Raw genomic sequence first — 18,239 nt, 5'->3', positions numbered from 1 at the left:
GCCGCAGGGGCGGCCGTGCCGTCCAGGCGCTCAGGCGGGCGCCAGCAGCCGGCCCGGGTCGGCCTCGATGCGGCGCAGCGCCTCGCGCGTGGCGGTGGCCGTGAGCGACTCCTCTTGCACCGGCAGCAGCAGGCCGGCCTGCAGAAAGGCCGCCAGGCGCGCCTTCTGGAACAGCAGGCAGCGCCCCTCGCCGGCCGAGAACAGCGACAGCTGGCGATGCATGCCCTGCCAGACCAGGCGCACCGTCTCCTGACGGCCACGGAACTCGAGCCGGAAGGCGTCGCCCACGGCCAGCTGCATCGCCCACTGGATCATGGCCGGGCCGGGCATCGAGCCGCCGTCGCCCACCACCTCCAGGCCGTCGCTGCCGTGGTTGGACTCGTCGAGGATCCAGCTGTCGTCGATCTCGAAATCGTCGTCGGGCAGCAGCTCCTCGATGGTCTCCAGGCGCTGCTTGAGGTGCTCGAACTGCTCGTCGGAGATGGTGGCCGCGCGTGCGCCAAAGGCCGCGGTCAGCGCCAGGTTCAGCGCCTTGATCGATTCTTCCTGCTTCTGCGAGGACATGCCCACCGCATTCATGCCCTGGCGCAGCGTGGCCAGCAGCGGCGGCAGGCGGCGGATGACCTGGGCCCGCTCCTCGCGCGTGGTCTTGGCGGTGGCGGTCCAGATCAGCTCGGTGGCCGCCTCGCGCACCTGGATCAGCGCGTCGCTCTGCGGACCATGGCGGATCGCGGTGGTGGCCAGCACATCGGCCCAGACGTGGAACAGGAAATCACGCACGCCATCATGGATGGGCATGTTGGCGATCAGCTTGCGCAGCTCGATCGTGTACTGGATGGCCAGCGTCTCGCGCTGCTCGACCTGCTGCGCCAGCGAGATGCCCATGCGGGTGGTCGCGTCGTGGTCGGCGTAGTAGGCCTCGAGGAATTTCTCGAACTCGTTGAGCACCGTCTGGAAGACGCGCCGGCCGGTGTCGGGGAAGGCCTCGACGACCTGCACGATGCGCTTGATCTCGGCTTCCAGGGCCGGGCCCACGGCTTCGGTGCTGCCCGCCCCTTCAAAGCCCATCACGCAGGCGCCCATGCGGTCGATCAGGCGGCGCGCGGGGTGCTCCTCGGAGGAGAAGAAGTCGGGTTCGGCGATCGCCACGCGCAGCACCGGCATCTGTAGCCGGGCGAACCAGACGCGGATCGTGGCGGGGATGCGGTCGTCGGTCAGGATGCTCTGGAACAGCAGCGCCACCAGCTCGATCGTGGCGCGCTCGGCCGGCGTGCCGGCAGCGGCCTTGAGCTCGCGGCTGCGCTCCTGCAGGTCGCGCAGGACCAGGGCCGGGCTGGGTGCGCCGCCGCCACCCGGCGCCTGCGCGGCGTCGCTCTCGGCAACCACCTGCTGCTGGGCGCGCGCCATGGCCGCCGACAGCTGCGCCGAGGCCGGCTGGGCCTGCACCGTATCCAGAAAGCCGGGCAGGTGGCGCTCGACGATCTGGCCGAACTGCTCAAGCACCACGTCGGTGGGCATGCGGTGCCCCGCCACCGGGCGGGTCATCATGCGGGTTTCCTCGTCCATGCGGCGGCGGTAGCCCGTGCTGCCGGGGCCGCTGCGGGTGTCGCCATCGCCACTGCCGACATAGACGCCGCCGCCCATCACCGTGCCGCCACCGCTGCCACCGCCTGTGGCCACACCGGTGCCAGCCGATGCCGCGCCAGCGGCCGCCTCGCCGCCCGCTGCAGGAAACAGGCGTCGCCACGTGCTGGGCGCCGCCCCGGCGGATGCGAGCGCGGCGGCCGATCCCGACCGGGTCGACAGCGGCGCATCGGCCATCGGTGCGGGCGGGGGTGCTTCGTCCAGCGGATCCAGGCCGCCAGGCGCGGTCGGCGTGCCGTCCGAGCGCCGGATGAAGGGTCGCAGGTCGATCTCGGGCATCACACCGTTCTCGACCAGCCAGCGGTTGGCCTCGTGGTAGGCCTCCTGGGCGCGCTGGGCCAGCCGCTTGTGCAGCACCGACTCCAGCTGCTGCCAGGCGTCCAGGCTGAGCTCGGTGGCCAGCCAGGAGCGCACCAGGCAGCGCGCCATCACCTGCGGACGCAGCACATCATCGTCAGGAAAATCCGCCTGGCCGGTGGTGCTGACGAAGCGGGCGCGCAGATCGGCCACTTCCCAGGTGCACTGGTCCATGACCGCCAGCGTCAGCCGCGACACCGCGATCTCGCGCCGCACGGTGGCGTCGTCGACCAGCGACAAGTCCTTTTGGCCCTGCAGCGAGCTGAGCAGCGCGCCCGAGGCCGAGTCGACCGCGGCCGTGGGTTCGAGCATGCGCTGCAAGTGGTCTTTCAGGCGCGCCGGCCAGCCCAGGCCGTTGCGGCGCAGCTCCTGCACGATGTCGAAACGCAGCTGCGCCACCGCGCGCTCGGCGGGCTGGTCAACCAGTTGGTGCGCGCCCTCGGTGACGGCGGTCACCAGGGACGACGCATCCTGGGTGAGGGCTTCAACAAACCGCTGCCGCGCCTGGTCAACCAGAGGCGTGAACGCGGCACTCGCAGGGCTCATGGGACGGGTCGGCACAAAGACCCGTTGACTCTACTACACCACCGCACCCGCGTTGGGGTCGTTCGGGTCGCCATCCTTGCCGGATGCCACAGCTTTCAGCAAGTCTTCACGCTTGACGCCCAGCCACATGGCAATTGCGGCGGCCACAAAGACCGACGAGTAGATGCCAAACAGGATGCCGATGGTCAGCGCCACCGCAAAGTAGTGCAGCGTCGGGCCGCCGAACAGCAGCATCGACAGCACCATCATCTGCGTGCTGCCGTGGGTGATGATGGTGCGGCTCATCGTGGACGTGATCGCGTGGTCGATCACCTGCACCGTCGTCATCTTGCGGTACTTGCGGAAGGCCTCGCGGATCCGGTCGAAGATCACCACCGACTCGTTGACCGAGTAGCCCAGCACCGCCAGCACCGCCGCCAGCACCGACAGCGAGAACTCCCACTGGAAGAAGGCGAAGAAGCCCAGGATGATGATCACGTCATGCAGGTTGGCCAGGATGGCCGCCACCGCGAACTTCCACTCGAAGCGGAAGGCCAGGTAGATCATGATGCCGATCACCACGAAGGCCAGCGCCATCGCGCCGTCCTGCGCCAGCTCGTCACCCACCGAGGCGCCCACCGCCTCGACGCGCGAAAGCTTCACGGGCTCGTGGCCAGCCACGTCACAGGCCTGCCGGCTGACCTGCTCGCCCTTGTCGGTGGTGTACTGGCGGTCCAGCACCTTGCCCTGTTCAGCCGCGCACAGCGCCCCAAAGACCTTGGCCGAGACCTCGGTCTGCTTGACGTCACCGCGCACCGGCACGCGGATCATGACGTCGTGCGAGGTACCGAAGTTCTGCACCTGGACCTCGCCCAGCTTGAGCGTCTCGACCGCCTCGCGCACCTTGGCGAGGTCGGCCGTCTGCTCATAGGCCACCTCCAGCACGGTGCCGCCGGTGAACTCCACCGACAGGTGCAGGCCGCGCGTGGCCAGGAAGAACACCGCTGCGACGAAGGTCAGCGCCGAGATGGCGTTGAACACCAGCGCGTGGCGCATGAACGGGATGTCCTTGCGGATACGGAAGAATTCCATGCTGTGTCTCCGGCCCGCTCAGGCCTTGTCCTGTTCCGCCGCGACGGCCGGCACGGTGGCGCCATCCGGGCGCCAGACCTGGCCGATCGACACCGACTTGAGCTTCTTTTGCCGGCCATACCACAGGTTGACCAGGCCGCGCGAGAACATCACCGCCGAGAACATCGAGGTGATGATGCCCAGGCAGTGCACGATGGCGAAGCCGCGCACCGGGCCCGAACCGAAGGCCAGCAGCGCCAGACCGGCGATCAGCGTGGTGATGTTCGAGTCCAGGATGGTGGCCCAGGCGCGCTCGTAGCCGGCGTGGATCGCCGCCTGCGGCGACGCCCCGGCGCGCAGCTCCTCGCGCACGCGCTCGTTGATCAGCACGTTGGAATCGATCGCCATGCCCAGCGCCAGCGCGATGGCGGCGATGCCCGGCAGCGACAGCGTGGCCTGGATCATCGACAGCAGGGCCAGCAGCATCAGCAGGTTGAAGGCCAGCGCCAGCGAGCTGAACACGCCGAACAGCAGGTAGTACAGGCACATGAAGATGGCGATGGCGATGAAGCCACCCACCACGCTCTTGAAGCCCATCTCGATGTTCTCCTGGCCCAGGCTCGGGCCAATGGTGCGCTCCTCGATGATCTCCATCGGCGCCGCCAGCGAGCCGGCGCGCAGCAGCAGCGCGGTGTCGTTGGCTTCCTGCGTCGTCATGCGGCCGGAGATCTGCACGCGGCCGCCGCCGATCTCGGAGCGGATCACCGGCGCGGTGACCACCTCGCCCTTGCCCTTCTCGAACAGCAGGATGGCCATGCGCTTGCCCACGCTCTCGCGGGTGACATCCTTGAAGATGCGCGCGCCCTTGGCGTCCAGTGTCAGGTGCACGGCCGGCTGCTGCTGGTCGTCGAAGCCGGCTTGGGCATCGGTGAGGTTCTCGCCGGTCAGCACCACCTGGCGCTTGACGATCAGCGGGCCGCCGCCGCGCTCGGCATAGCGCTCGGTGCCGAAGGGCACCGGCGCCGCGCCGGTGGCCGCCGCGGCGGCCTCGGGTGAGTCGTCGACCATACGCACTTCCAGCGTGGCCGTGCGGCCGATGATGTCCTTGGCGCGGGCCGTGTCCTGCACGCCCGGCAACTGCACGACCACACGGTCCAGGCCCTGCTGCTGGATCACCGGCTCGGAGGTGCCCAGCTCATTGACGCGGTTGTGCAGCGTGGTGATGTTCTGCTTGATCGCCGCTTCCTGGACCTTGCGGATCGACGGCTCCTTGAGCGAACCGCTCAGCACCGGGTCGCCATTGGCGGCGGCGCTGTCGGTCCACTGCACGTCGGGCAGGTTGTTCTCCAGCAGCGTGCGCGCCTGGGTGCGGGTGGCGGCATCGCGGAAGGCCACCAGCACGCTGTTGCCCTCTCGCGAGATGCCGGCGTGGCGGATGTTCTTGTCGCGCAGCATGGTGCGCGCATCGCTGGCGATCGAGTCGGCCTTCTTGGTCAGGGCCGCGCGCATGTCGACCTGCATCAGGAAATGCACGCCACCGCGCAGGTCCAGGCCCAGGTACATCGGCAGCGCGTGCAGGCTGGTCAGCCACTGCGGCGAGCGCGACACCAGGTTCAGCGCCACGATGTACGAGGGATCGTTGGCATCGGGGTTGAGCGCCTTGGTCAGCGCGTCCTTGGCCTTGATCTGGATATCGGTGCTGGCGAAGCGCGCCTTGACCGAGTTGCCCTCGAACTGCACGAAGTCGGGCTGGATCGCCGCTGCGGCCAGCACCTCGCTGACGCGGGCCTGCAGCGAGGCATCCACCTTGAGGGTGACCTTGCCGCTGGACACCTGCACCGCCGGCGCCTCGCCGAAGAAGTTGGGCAGCGTGTAGATCAGGCCCACCACCAGCGCCAGGGCCAGCAGCGCGTATTTCCACCAGGGATAGCGATTCATGCGCGGATGTCGCGGGCCAGCCGGCCCGCGCCTCGTGAGGGAGGAAAGACGGGTCGGCTTACTTCAGCGAACCCTTGGGCAGCACCTGCACGATCGAGGGGCGCTGGACCTGGATCTCGACGCCATTGGCCACCTCGACATGCAGCACGCTGTCGCCCAGGCGGGTGACCTTGCCCAGGATGCCGCCCGAGACCACGACCTCGTCGCCCTTGGCCAGCGCGTCGATCATGGCCTTGTGCTCCTTCTGGCGCTTCATCTGGGGCCGGATCATGATGAAGTACAGCACCACGAACATCAGCACCAGCGGCAGGAACTGCATCAGGCTGGAGGCACCGCCCGCGGCGGGCGCGGCGGCTTGGGCATAGGCATTGGAGATGAACACGAAGGAATCCTCGGATGACGGGGCCCGCCGGAATGGCAGGGCGCAACAGCGCAGCGCGCCGGGGCCCGGCGCGCGCAGTGGGCTCGGATTGTAGGTGCGGGCGGAAAGTTCACCGGCAAGCCCCGGGTCAACCCGCGGTCAGCCCCTGCCGCTTCGCCGATTCAGGGGCGCTCGGCGCGCACCTGCAGGCGCCAGCCTGCGGCGGCGTCTGAGGTGGTCGACCAGCACCGCTCGCCATTGAGCGCCGCTGCGCAGGCCCCGGTCGGCGCCCACTCGGCCACCGTGACCCAGCGGCCGGGCGGCAGGCTCAGCGTGCCGCGGGCCTCATGGCCGCCGTTCGCGTCCGGCCGCGGCCAGCTCACCGACCAGGCCAGGTTCAGCTCGGCGCTGCGGCGCGACGGCAGGGCCTGCAGCGACAGCGACTGCAGCTCAGGGCTGCGCCGCTCAGCGGCATAGAGCACCGGGCCCTGCGGGGTCCAGCCGGCGGCCGTGTCGGTGTCGAGGTGCCAGCGGTCCTGGCGCCAGCTGGCGCTGGCACCAGGGCGCAGGCGCAGCGCAGGCCAGTCCGTCGGCGGCGCGGCCGCGGCGGTGGCAGGCTTGGTCGTCCAGTGGCGGTCGGTGGCAGCGGCCGCGGTGGGCATGGCCTGCCAGCGCAGCATCACCAGCCAGTCGTCACTCGGGCGCGGCGCGGCGCCGGCCGCCTGGGCGGCCAGGGTTGCCGCCAGCAGGGCCACCCTCATGCGGGCTCCCGGACCGGATCCTGGGCCGCGGCGGCGGCCTGGCCGCTGGTGCAGCCGCGGCCAGCCACCTTGGCGCGGTACATCGCCTGGTCGGCACGCTCGATCGCCTCCTCGAGTTCGGCCAGCGCCTGGCAGCGCGCCACGCCGGCCGAGAAGCCGATGCGCACGCTGACCGGCAGTCCCTCGTGGGCCGAGCCGGCGAGCGTGCTGCGCAGCTGTTCCAGCAGCATGCGCAGCAGGGTCTCGTCGGCGTGCGGCATCACGAACAGGAACTCCTCGCCGCCCCAGCGCGCCACCAGGCCGGCCTCGCCAAACAGTTGCTGGGCGCGCTGGCCAAAGGCCTGCAGCACCCGGTCGCCCACCGCATGGCCGTGTTCGTCATTGATCTGCTTGAAGCGGTCCAGATCGGCCAGGGCCAGGGTCATTGGCTGGCGGCTGCGGGCCAGGGCCTGCAGCTGCTCCATCATCGCGCGGCGGTTGAGCAGGCCGGTGAGGGCGTCGCGCGTGGCCAACAGCTGGATGCGTGCCAGCGCATCGCGCAACTCGCTTTTCTGCGCCCGCAGGCGCTCGCGCATGCGCGCCAGGCGCCGCGCCAGCACGCCGATCGAGGCCAGCGTCACCGCGGTGAACAGCCACATCGACAGGTCCAGCGCCACGTCGGGCCAGGCCGACTGCGCCGGCAGCCGCAACGCCACCACGCCGCCCACGCCGACAATGCCCAGCGCTGACAAGGTGCGCACCCGCCGGTCATCCAGCGCGAAGACGCCAAAGCTCAGTGTCAGCGGCATCAGCAGCAGCAACGCCGGCCGCAGCGGTCCGGCCAGCCAATAGGCCCAGACCACGCAGCCCATCGCGAAAGTCATCTGCGGCAGACTCAGCGAAGGCTCGCTGCTCAGCCGCTCGCTCCAGCCGCTGCGCACCAGCCCGTAGAAGATGGCACAACCAGCCCAGGTGATCACCGCGTAGGCGACCAGCGGCGCCAGCGGCGCGCCGCTGACCCGGTGCTCCACCAGCAGCAGGCACTGCATCAGCAGCAGCGCCGGCATGCCCAGCAAGGTTTGCTGCACACGCATGCGGCGGCGACCCGGCGGACCGAGCAGCCGGAGGCCAGCAGTGTGAAGAGACCCGTGCATGGTCGGGCCTATCGGCACGCGGGCGCAGGACTTTAGAGATGCCCCAGCGGCAGCGCTGCGCCCGCCTTGACCTCGCCCAACGAAAAGCTGGTGTGCAGGTCCTTGATGTTGGGCAGCTTGAACAGGGTTTCCATCGTCCAGCGCGAGTAGGCGTCCAGATCGGGCACCAGCACCTGCAACTCAAAGGTGCCGGCGCCGCTGATGTAGTGGCAGGCGATGACTTCGGGCAGGCCGCGGATGGCCGCCTCCAGCGCCCGGGTGCTCTCGGCGTTGTCGCGTTCGGTGTCCACCCGCACAAAGGCCAGCACGCCCAGGCCGATCTTGCGGCGGTCGATCTCGGCGCGGTAGCCGGTGATCACACCCAGCTCCTCCAGCCGGCGCACCCGGCGCCAGGTGGGCGCGGCCGACAGGCCGATCGCGGCGGCCAGGTCGGCATTGGACTGCCGGGCGTCGCGCTGCAGCGCGGCCAGGATGGCCACGTCGTAGCGGTCCAGCGCCGGGGGCGCGGCGCTCCGGGTTTGCCCTGAATATCCAGCGTCTGGCAATTTTCAATCTCGTTTCTCTTTCGCAGAGCAAGATTGTTTCTCCAGATCACCCCACTTGGCAATCGAAAGAAAGCACTTCTCGGCCGCTCGCTCCTACACTCGTTCCACGCCATCCCCCCCGGTGGGCCCGGTCCCGGCCACAAGCCGGCGCCGCCCGTCCACGCCCCCTCAGGAGCCGCCACCAATGAACGCCCCGCTGCCCGCTGCCGTGCTGAAGTCACTGGAAGCCGTCACGCTCGATGACAAGTACACCCTGCCCAGCGGCCGGGCCTTCATGAGCGGCGTGCAGGCGCTGGTGCGCCTGCCGCTGCTGCAGCGCGCCCGCGACGCCGCCGCCGGCCTGAACACCGCCGGCTTCATCAGCGGCTACCGCGGCTCGCCGCTGGGCACCTACGACCAGTCGCTGCAGGCGGCGAAGAAGCACCTGGCGGCCCAGCACATCGTCTTCCAGCCCGGCGTCAACGAGGAGCTGGGCGCCACCGCCGTGTGGGGCACGCAGCAACTGGACCTGTTCCCCGAGCAGAAGAAGCACGACGGCGTGTTCGGCATCTGGTACGGCAAGGGCCCGGGCGTGGACCGCTGCCTGGATGTCTTCAAGCACGCCAACATGGCCGGCACCGCGAAGCACGGCGGCGTGATCGCGATTGCCGGTGACGACCACGTCGCCAAGAGCTCCACCGCCGCCCACCAGAGCGACCACGTCTTCAAGGCCTGCGGCCTGCCCACCTTCTTCCCGTCCAGCGTGCAGGACATCCTGGACATGGGCCTGCACGCCTTCGCGATGAGCCGCTTCGCCGGCGTGTGGACCGGCATGAAGACGATCCAGGACATCGTCGAGTCCAGCAGCAGCGTCGATGTCTCGGCCGACCGCGTGAAAATCATCCTGCCCGAGGACTTCATCATGCCGCCGGGTGGCGTGCACATCCGCTGGCCCGACCCGCCGCTGGAGCAGGAAGCCCGGCTGATGGACACCAAGTGGTACGCCGCGCTGGCCTATGTGCGCGCCAACCGCCTGAACCACAACGTGGTGGCCACGCCGAATGACCGCTTCGGCATCATTGCCAGCGGCAAGGCCTGGAACGACACCCGCCAGGCGCTGGCCGACCTGGGCCTGAGCGATGACGTCTGCCGCGCCATCGGCCTGCGCCTGCACAAGGTCAACGTGGTCTGGCCGCTGGAGGCCACCATCACCCGCGACTTCGCGCTGGGCCTGCAGGAGATCCTGGTGGTCGAGGAAAAGCGCCAGGTCATCGAATACCAGCTCAAGGAAGAGCTCTACAACTGGCGCACCGATGTGCGCCCCAACGTGCTGGGCAAGTTCGACGAGGACGACAGCGCCGACCACAGCGGCGGCGAATGGAGCCGCCCCAACCCCAGCGAGAACTGGCTGCTGCGCGCCAAGGCCGACCTGACGCCGGCCATCATCGCCAAGGCCATCGCCAAGCGCCTGACCAAGCTGGGTGTGCCCGACGACGTGCGCGCCCGCATGGACGCCCGTATCCGCGTGATCGAGGCCAAGGAGCGCGAACTGGCCACGCTGACGGTCAACACCGGCGAGCGCACGCCCTGGTTCTGCTCGGGCTGCCCGCACAACACCAGCACCCGCGTGCCCGAGGGCTCGCGCGCGGTGGCCGGCATCGGCTGCCACTACATGGTCAACTGGATGCCCGGCCGCGCCACCAGCACCTTCACCCAGATGGGCGGCGAGGGCGTGCCCTGGGTGGGCCAGGCAGCCTTCAGCAAGGAACAGCACATCTTCGCCAACCTGGGCGATGGCACCTACTTCCACTCGGGTCTGCTGGCGATCCGCCAGAGCATCGCCGCTGGCGTCAACATCACCTACAAGATCCTCTACAACGACGCCGTGGCCATGACCGGCGGCCAGCGCGTGGGCGAGCGGCCCGAGGGCCACAGCGTGCTGCAGATCATGCAAAGCCTGACCGCCGAAGGCGTGGCCAGGCTGGTGATCGTCACCGATGAGCCCGAGAAATACCAGGGCGCGGCGCTGAGCCCCGGCGTCACCGTGCACCACCGCGATGAGTTGGATGCCATCCAGCGCCAGTTCCGCGAACTGAAAGGCACCACCGCCATCATCTACGACCAGACCTGCGCCACCGAGAAGCGCCGCCGCCGCAAGCGCGGCCTGATGGCCGATCCGGCCAAGCGGGTGGTGATCAACGAACTGGTCTGCGAAGGCTGCGGCGACTGCTCCACGCAGAGCAACTGTGTCTCGGTCGAGCCGCTGGAGACCGAGTTCGGCCGCAAGCGCCAGATCAACCAGAACACCTGCAACAAGGACTTCTCCTGCGTCAAGGGCTTCTGCCCCAGCTTCGTCACCGTCGAAGGTGGCACGCTGAAGAAGCCCAAGGCCGGCGGCAAGGACCTGGCGATGCCGGCGGTGCCCGATCCGCTGGTGCCCGCGGCGCCCGAGGCCTGGGGCATCGTCGTGGCCGGCATCGGCGGCACTGGCGTCATCACCATCGGCCAGCTGCTGGGCATGGCGGCGCACCTGGAAGGCAAGGGCATCGTCACCCAGGACGCCGCCGGTCTGGCGCAGAAGGGCGGCGCCACCTGGAGCCATGTGCAGATCGCCGACGACCCGGCCAACATCCTGGCCACCAAGGTCGACACCGCCAAGGCCGACCTGGTGATCGGCTGCGAGGCCATCGTCACCGCCGCCAAGCCCACGCTGACCGCGATGCAGCCCGGCCGCACCTTCGTGGCCATGAACAGCCACCGCACGCCCACCGCCGCCTTCATCGGCAACGCCGACTGGCAGTTCCCGGCCGACGGCTGCGAGGACGCGGTGCGCTCGGCCGTGGGCGACACGCATTTCGCCGCCTTTGACGCCGAGGAGGTCTCGGTCAAGCTGCTGGGCGACTCGATCTACACCAACCCGCTGATGCTGGGCTACGCCTGGCAGCAGGGCCGCGTGCCGCTGAGCCATGCGTCGCTGATGCGGGCGATCGAGTTGAACGGCACCCAGATCGAGAAAAACAAGGCCGCGTTCGAGTGGGGCCGCCGCTGCGCCCACGACCTGGCCGCGGTGAAGGCGCTGTTCGCCGCCGAGCAGGTGATCCAGATCGTCAAGCGGCCCTCGCTGGACGAGCTGCTGCAGCGCCGCGTCGAGTTCCTCACCGGCTACCAGGACAGCGCCTACGCCGAGCGCTACCGCGCCTTCGTCGAGCAGGTGCGCCAGCGCGAAGCCGCCTTGAACCACGGCACCCGCCTGACCGAGGCCGTGGCCCGCTACCTGTTCAAGCTGATGGCCTACAAGGACGAGTACGAGGTGGCCCGCCTGCACACCGCGCCCGAGTTCACCGCCAAGGTGGCGGCGATGTTCGACGGCGAGGTGAAGCTGGTGCACCACCTGGCGCCGCCGATGTTTGCCAAGACCAATGAGCGCGGCGAGCTGGTCAAGAGCGCCTACGGCCCCTGGGTGCGCAGCGCCATGGGTCTGCTGGTCAAGTTCAAGGGCCTGCGCGGCACCGCCCTGGACCCCTTCGGCCGCCACCCCGAGCGGCGCGAGGAACGCGCGCTGATCGACGAGTACCGCGCCTGCATCGAGGAACTGCTGAGCAGTCTGAGCCCCGACAAGCTGCCGCTGGCGGTACAGATCGCCAGCCTGCCCGAGGAGATCCGCGGCTACGGCCACGTGAAGGCACGGCATCTGGCCGCCGTCCGGCCGAGGTGGGCGCAGCTGATGGCGCAGTGGCGCGGCGCCTGAGCGGTCTGCGCTGAGCTGACAATCGGGCGATGTTCGACATCGCCATTGTCGGCGCCGGCATCGCTGGCGCCTCGCTCGCCTGGACCCTGGCCCATGACGGCGGACCACCGCTGCGCATCGCGCTGCTCGAAGCCGAGGACCAGCCCGGCCGGCACAGCACCGGCCGCTCGGCCGCGATGTTCATGGAGAGCTACGGCCCGCCGCAGGCGCGCGCGCTGACCCGCGCCAGCCGGGCCTTCTACGCATCGCCACCCGCCGGCTTCTGCAGCGTGCCGCTGTTGTCGCCGCGCGGCGCGCTGTACCTGGCCGGGCCGGGTCAGCAGGCGCTGATGGACGAGACGCGCGCCGCGCTGCAGGCCACCGGCACCGTCATTGAGACGCTGGACGCCGCCGCCGTGCTGGCGCGTGTGCCGGTGCTGCGCCCGGACCAGGTGATCGGCGGGCTGCTGGAGGCCGACGCGATGGACATCGACGTCGCCGCGTTGCACCAGGGGTTCCTGGCCGGCGCGCGCCGCGCGGGCGTGGCGCTGCACTGCGGCTTCGCGCTGCAGTCCGCCGAGCGGGTGGACGAAGGCTGGCGGCTGCAGCCAGCGCGCGGTGAGCCGCTGCTGGCCGCCCGGGTGGTCAACGCCGCGGGCGCCTGGGCCGACCCGGTGGCCGCGCTGCTGGGCGCCGCGCCGCAGTGCATCCAGCCCTGCCGCCGCGCCGCCTTCACCTTCGACGCGCCACCCGGCGTGGACACGCGCGGCTGGCCGGTGCTGGCCGCGCTGGACGACCGCGGCTACTTCAAGCCCGATGCCGGCGTGCTGCTGGGCTCGCCGGCCAATGCCGACCCGGTGGCGGCGCACGACGTGCAGCCCGAGGAACTGGACATCGCGCTGGGCATTGCCTGGATCGAGGAGGTCTCGACACTGACGATCCGCCGGCCGCGCCACACCTGGGCCGGCCTGCGCAGCTTCGCGCCCGATGGCGAGCTGGTGATTGGCGCCGACCCCGCCGTGCCCAGCCTGTTCTGGCTGGCCGGCCAGGGCGGCTACGGCATCCAGAGCGCCGCGGGCGCCGCCGCACTGGCGGCCAGTCTGCTGCGTGGCGATCGCGCATCCGAGGGGCTGACAGCCTGTGGCGTGCGCGCTGAGGCGATGGCGCCAAGGCACGCCGTGCGACCCCTAGTTTGAAGCGATGGCGACCGAGCCCATGGACTATTCTGGGCCGGTCAGTCCGCCGGACGGCGGACCTGGCGCGACCACATCACCCCTCACTGGAAGCCTACGACTCATGTCGATCTCACGCATCGTTTGCCTGGCCGCGTTGGCTGGCGCCGCTTTCCTGAGCACCGCCGCCGCGGCCTCTGACGCCGGGCTGGGCGCCAGCGCCGAACCGAGGCTGCAGCTGATTGCTCAGCCATCCCAGGTGTCGCCCGAGGTGGCGTCGATCGTCGGCACGTGGTCGATGACCTACGACTGGTTCTGTGACGGCGCCGACGGTACCGTGACGTGGACCATCAACGCAGATGGCACCTTCGTGTCCAGCGGCGGCGCCACGGGCACCTGGGTCCAGGTGGACAAAAAGGTGACCTTCAACTACTCCACGGGCACGGTCTACAAGGGCAAGGTCAAGGCCGACATCACGATGCACGGCAAACAGCGGGACACCCACGGCAACACCGGTTGCTTCTCCGCAGTGCGCCTGTAGCCTGCCCCGGGGTGCGCTTCGGCCGCCCCGTTGTCGATGGACGCAGGTAAGCTCGCTGCATGAGCCTTCACCTGCGTGCCGCCGCCTTGGCGCTGATTCTCTGTTCGGCACTGTCCGGTGCCTGCGCCTTTGACCTGCAGTCGCACCGCGGCGGACGCGGCCTGTGGCCCGAGAACACGCTGGCCGCCTTTGAGCGCTCGATCCGCCTGGGTGTCACCACGCTGGAGATGGACGCCGCGGTCACCGCCGACGGCGTGGTGGTGATCCACCACGACCGAGCGCTGAACAAGGCCATCGTGCGTGACGCCGAGGGCCGCTTCCTCACCCGTGACGACCTGCTGATCCACCGCCTGAGCCTGGCCGAGGTGAAGCGCCACGATGTGGGCCGCCACGACAGCAGCACCAAGTACGGCCGCGACTTCCCCGACCAGCAGGCGATCGACGGCCAGCGTATCCCCACGCTGGCCGAGGTGTTCGAGTTGGTCCGGCGGCTGGGCGCGAAGGACATCCACTTCGACATCGAGACCAAGCTCGACCCGCGCTACCCCGAGGACACGCTGGCGCCCGAGCCTTTCGTCGATGCGCTGCTGTCGGTGATCCGCGCGCACGGCATGACCCCGCGGGTGATGGTGCAGAGCTTCGACTGGCGCACGCTGCAGCTGCTGCACAAGAAGCAGCCGGGCCTGCGCACGATGTATCTGACGATGGACTTCCCCGACTACTCCACGGTGCGCGACGGCACCTGGACCGCCGGCCACCTGGTGAAGGACCATGGCGGCTCGGTGCCGCGCGCCATCCGTGCCTCGGCTGGCGACGCGCCCGGCGTAATCTGGGGGGTGAACCACCGCAACCTCACGCCCGCGCTGCTGAAGGAGGCGCGCGGCCTGGGTCTGGTCGTCATCCCCTGGACGATCAACGACCAGGCCCGCATGGCCGAGCTGATCGACTGGGGCGTCGACGGCATCATCACTGACTACCCCGACCGCCTGCGCGCGGTCATGACCGACAAGGGCCTGCCGCTGCCCGCAGGCGTGAAATGAACACCTCCTCCAACGACGATCTGGCCGAGCGCTTCCGGGCGCTGGGCGTGCGCGACATCGAATGCCTGTTCCCCGATGTCTCGGGCTACCCGCGCGGCAAGCTGATGCCCGCCGCCGCCTTTGCGCGCGGCCAGGAGCTGCGCATCGCCCAGGCCATCCCGATGCAGTGCGTGACCGGCGAGTACTCCTACGACCCGATCTTCCCCGACGCCGACCCCGACGTGCGCCTGGTGCCCGACCTGGCCACGCTGCGCCCGGTGCCCTGGGCCAGCACGCCGCGCTGGATGGCGATCCACGACTGCATCGAGCTGGACGGCCGGCCCTGCGCCTTCGCGCCGCGCCAGGTGCTGCAGTCGGTGCTGGCGCGCTACGCCGAGCGCGGTCTGACGCCGGTGGTGGCGCCCGAGATCGAGTTCTACCTGACCGCGCCCAACACCGACCCCGCGAAGCCGCTGACCGCCCCGATGGGCCGCAGCGGCCGCGCCGAGGTGGGCCAGTCGGCGTTCAGCCTGAACCTGCTGAACGAACTGGCGCCATTCTGGGACGCCTTCCATGCGGCCATCGACACGCTGGGCATCCGCGGCGACACCTGGATCCACGAGGTGGGCTGCAGCCAGTACGAGATCAACCTGCTGCACGGCGACGCGCTGGCGGTGGCCGATCAGGCCTTCCTGTTCAAGCTGGCGGCCAAGGAGGTGGCGCTGCAGCATGGCCTGAACGCGGTCTTCATGGCCAAGCCGATCAGCGGCGAGGCCGGCAGCAGCATGCACCTGCACCAGAGCGTGGTGGATGCCCAGGGCCGCAACATCTTCACCGACGCGGCAGGCGCCGACACCCCCGCGCTGGGCCACTTCATCGCCGGCCTGCAGGCCTACGGGCCGGACCTGATGCTGGTCTACGCGCCCTTCGTCAACTCGTTCCGGCGCTATGTCAGCGGCAGCCAGGCGCCGACCACGCTGGCCTGGGGCCGCGACAACCGCACCGTGGGCCTGCGCGTGCCGACCTCGTCGCCGGCGGCGCGGCGGGTGGAGAACCGCATCGCCGGCGCCGATGCCAACCCCTATCTGGCGATCGCCGCGTCGCTGGCGGCCGGGCTGGCCGGGCTGGACGAACAGCTCACACCCACCGAGCCGGTCCAGGGCAACGGCTACGACGAATCGCACGGCCTGCCGCGCACCTTCCTGGCCGCGCACGAGCGCATGGCCCACAGCCCGCACGCCGCGCGGCTGATGGGCGCCGACTTCGTGCGCGCCTACCTGGCGGTCAAGGCGCTGGAGCACGACAGCTACCTGAACCACATCAGCGAATGGGAGCGGCGCTTTCTGGCGCCCCAGGCATGACGAGCACACGCACCGCCCTGATCACCGGCTGCTCCAGCGGCATTGGCGCCGCGCTGGCGGCCGAACTGCTGCGCCGCGGCTGGCGCGTGATCGCCACCGCGCGCCAGCCCGAGCGGCTGCAGGCGCTGGTGGATGCCGGCGCACGCGCCATGGCGCTGGATGTGGACGACGCCGCCTCGATCGCCGCGCTGGCCGCCACGCTGCAGGCCGAGGGCCTGCCGCTGCACCTGCTGGTCAACAACGCCGGCTACGGCCAGTTCGGCGCGCTGATGGACCTGTCACCGCAGGCGCTGCGGCAGCAGCTCGACACCAATGTGGTGGCCCCGGTGGCGGTGACGCAGGCCCTGCTGCCGCGGCTGCGCGCCGCCGCGCCGCAGGCCTGCGTGGCGCACATCGGCAGTGTCTCCGGCGTCACCGCCACGCCCTTTGCCGGCGCCTACTGCGCCAGCAAGGCCGCGCTGCATGCGCTGGCCGACGCGATGCGCATGGAGCTGGCGCCCTTCGGCATCCGGGTGGTGACAGTGCAGCCGGGCGGCATCGTCTCGGGCTTTGGCGACGCCGGTGGCGCGCGGGTGCAACTGCCCGAGGGCTCGCTGTACGCGCCCATCGCCAAGGCGGTGCTGCGCCGCGCCCAGGCCTCGCAAAAGGGCGCGACGCCGGTGGATGACTTTGTGCGCGGCCTGGCCGCCCACCTGATGCAGACCGCGCCCGGCCCGCTCTACCGCGCCGGCGCCAACAGCGCCCGGCTGGTGTGGCTCAAGCGCCTGCTGCCCACCGCCACGCTGGACGCCAAGCTGTCGGCGCTGTTCGGGCTGGACCGGCTGCGGAGCTGAGACTGCGGCTCAAGGTGACAACAGCAAGCAGGCCTCGGCGCCTGCGGGCTACACGACCCGTCTGGCGATCTGGCCGCCCGCGCCGCAAGCGGGCCTGGTCGGGCCGATGAACTCCACTACAACGGCGTGCGCCTGCTGATGGATCCGCAGCGATCCTGCAGCCTGGCCCAGTGCCTGCAGTTGCACTACGCTGCCACCTTCGTGCGAGGCCAACCAGACATCCTCAGGGCTGTCGCGGCGGCTTGAAGTCTCGCACGTCGCACCGGCCGGGCTCAATCGCTGCCTCCCTTGGCAAGAACCGTTGAGCACCGCCACAATCAGTTGTGACTCGGCTCCGGTCTTGTCCAGAACTTTATACTGTATAAAAATACAGCCAACAGGAGGAAAGTCATGGGCATCAGCGACGTCCCGGTAGCTCAGGGCTACCTTATAAAACGGCGCTGTTCGGCGTTCGCAGGATGTTGCGCCCTATGACAACACGTTAGCCACCGCAAAATTCCCGACTAGGACGCTACTTTGCCCTTCTTCGATATTTTCTTTGATGCACTCGGCGTTCTTATTGAAGTGCTAAAGCGCAACCCGCAAGTCCGACGAGTTGTCGTCGCGCTATCAATTGCGGGGCTCGGGTTGGCTGGCTCGCTGGCACTTTCAGCGGAATTTCTGAAATGGCCGCTTCCTCCTGAGCAATTGGCACCGACTCTCGGTGGGGTTGCCGGCGTGTCTTTCTTCATGCTCTTTGTCGGACTAGCCGCCTACGTCGGACTCAAGGTCAAGGGAGGAGGGGTACTCAGGCTCGAACTCCAGTCACTCCACGAAGAGCGAAAGCGAATAACAGATAGGCTTGCGGAAAAGCCGAAGCCAGACATTTTGGACACCATCCAACTAAGTCTGAATCAACTCAATGAGTACTACACCATCAATAAGAGCCAAGCAAGAAATAGCTTCACCTTCAGCGTATTTGCAATCGTAGTTGGCTTGGCAACAGTTGTTGGCGGAATATGGCTCTTCTATTTGGGCGAGTCGCCTCGGATGGATCTTGCCGCCATTACTTCTATTGCAGGCGTGCTTAGTCAATTCATCGGGGCCGCCTATTTTTACCTGTACCGGAACAGTTTAGAGCAGCTCAATTTCTTCTTTGCTCAGCTAGTCGGACCTGCGAATTTCAAGTCGCCGCCTCGGCACAGACCCGTCGCCCACGCGGTGTTGATGGCGGTGGTGACCTCACGGTGATTGCCAGGGCAGATGCGCCCCACGGCCCGACGGATGCCAGCA

General features: G+C 69.2%; 14 protein-coding genes. 7 read left to right on the top strand and 7 right to left on the bottom strand.

The window, feature by feature from the left end:
* Positions 1-30: 30 nt before the first annotated feature.
* The 7 genes from KAK06_RS09640 to KAK06_RS09610 all read right to left on the bottom strand — a co-directional run bounded on the left by KAK06_RS09640 (position 31) and on the right by KAK06_RS09610 (position 8,335).
* Entirely contained in the window at positions 31-2,547 is a 2,517-nt protein-coding gene (locus tag KAK06_RS09640; protein ID WP_210801737.1) for a DUF1631 family protein, read from the bottom strand.
* A 33-nt stretch (positions 2,548-2,580) separates the two neighbouring features.
* Positions 2,581-3,618, bottom strand: coding sequence for a protein translocase subunit SecF (gene secF, locus KAK06_RS09635; protein WP_210801736.1), 1,038 nt, complete (start codon positions 3,616-3,618; stop codon positions 2,581-2,583).
* 18 nt (positions 3,619-3,636) lie between these two features.
* Positions 3,637-5,535, bottom strand: a complete 1,899-nt coding sequence (gene secD, locus KAK06_RS09630) for a protein translocase subunit SecD (RefSeq protein WP_210801735.1) — start codon at positions 5,533-5,535, stop codon at positions 3,637-3,639.
* 58 nt (positions 5,536-5,593) lie between these two features.
* Positions 5,594-5,917, bottom strand: coding sequence for a preprotein translocase subunit YajC (gene yajC, locus KAK06_RS09625; RefSeq protein WP_210801734.1), 324 nt, complete (start codon positions 5,915-5,917; stop codon positions 5,594-5,596).
* Positions 5,918-6,078: 161 nt separating this feature from the next.
* The gene (locus KAK06_RS09620) at positions 6,079-6,657 is read right to left on the bottom strand and encodes a hypothetical protein (protein ID WP_210801733.1); all 579 of its coding nucleotides are present in this window, start codon (positions 6,655-6,657) and stop codon (positions 6,079-6,081) included.
* Positions 6,654-7,730 (bottom strand): GGDEF domain-containing protein, encoded by a 1,077-nt coding sequence (locus KAK06_RS09615; RefSeq protein WP_247652765.1) that lies wholly within the window; start codon positions 7,728-7,730, stop codon positions 6,654-6,656. The genes KAK06_RS09620 and KAK06_RS09615 overlap by 4 nt, the downstream gene beginning before the upstream one ends.
* Positions 7,731-7,822: 92 nt before the next feature.
* Positions 7,823-8,335 carry an Lrp/AsnC family transcriptional regulator gene (locus KAK06_RS09610; RefSeq protein ID WP_210801731.1) on the bottom strand — a complete coding sequence of 171 codons (513 nt, stop codon included), beginning with the start codon at positions 8,333-8,335 and terminating at the stop codon, positions 7,823-7,825.
* Positions 8,336-8,519: 184 nt separating this feature from the next.
* Here KAK06_RS09610 and KAK06_RS09605 point away from each other — a divergent pair, with 184 nt between their 5' ends.
* The 7 genes from KAK06_RS09605 (at position 8,520) to KAK06_RS09575 (ending at position 18,197) form a co-directional block, all read left to right on the top strand.
* On the top strand, positions 8,520-12,062 hold the full coding sequence (locus tag KAK06_RS09605; protein WP_210801730.1) for an indolepyruvate ferredoxin oxidoreductase family protein: 3,543 nt from the start codon (positions 8,520-8,522) through the stop codon (positions 12,060-12,062).
* Positions 12,063-12,091: 29 nt separating this feature from the next.
* Positions 12,092-13,237 (top strand): NAD(P)/FAD-dependent oxidoreductase, encoded by a 1,146-nt coding sequence (locus tag KAK06_RS09600; RefSeq protein ID WP_210801729.1) that lies wholly within the window; start codon positions 12,092-12,094, stop codon positions 13,235-13,237.
* 100 nt (positions 13,238-13,337) lie between these two features.
* The gene (locus KAK06_RS09595) at positions 13,338-13,754 is read left to right on the top strand and encodes a hypothetical protein (RefSeq protein WP_210801728.1); all 417 of its coding nucleotides are present in this window, start codon (positions 13,338-13,340) and stop codon (positions 13,752-13,754) included.
* Positions 13,755-13,813: 59 nt separating this feature from the next.
* Positions 13,814-14,794 (top strand): glycerophosphodiester phosphodiesterase, encoded by a 981-nt coding sequence (locus KAK06_RS09590; protein WP_210801727.1) that lies wholly within the window; start codon positions 13,814-13,816, stop codon positions 14,792-14,794.
* The gene (locus tag KAK06_RS09585) at positions 14,791-16,134 is read left to right on the top strand and encodes a glutamine synthetase family protein (RefSeq protein WP_210801726.1); all 1,344 of its coding nucleotides are present in this window, start codon (positions 14,791-14,793) and stop codon (positions 16,132-16,134) included. Before KAK06_RS09590 ends, KAK06_RS09585 begins: the two co-directional genes overlap by 4 nt.
* Positions 16,131-16,967 carry an SDR family NAD(P)-dependent oxidoreductase gene (locus tag KAK06_RS09580; RefSeq protein ID WP_210801725.1) on the top strand — a complete coding sequence of 279 codons (837 nt, stop codon included), beginning with the start codon at positions 16,131-16,133 and terminating at the stop codon, positions 16,965-16,967. Before KAK06_RS09585 ends, KAK06_RS09580 begins: the two co-directional genes overlap by 4 nt.
* A gap of 516 nt (positions 16,968-17,483) precedes the next feature.
* Entirely contained in the window at positions 17,484-18,197 is a 714-nt protein-coding gene (locus KAK06_RS09575) for a TRADD-N-associated membrane domain-containing protein (protein ID WP_210801724.1), read from the top strand.
* The last annotated feature ends 42 nt before the right edge of the window (positions 18,198-18,239 follow it).

The sequence above is a fragment of the Ideonella aquatica genome (genome assembly GCF_018069755.1).
Classification (GTDB): domain Bacteria; phylum Pseudomonadota; class Gammaproteobacteria; order Burkholderiales; family Burkholderiaceae_C; genus Ideonella; species Ideonella aquatica.
This window is presented reverse-complemented; position numbering and strand designations above follow the sequence as displayed.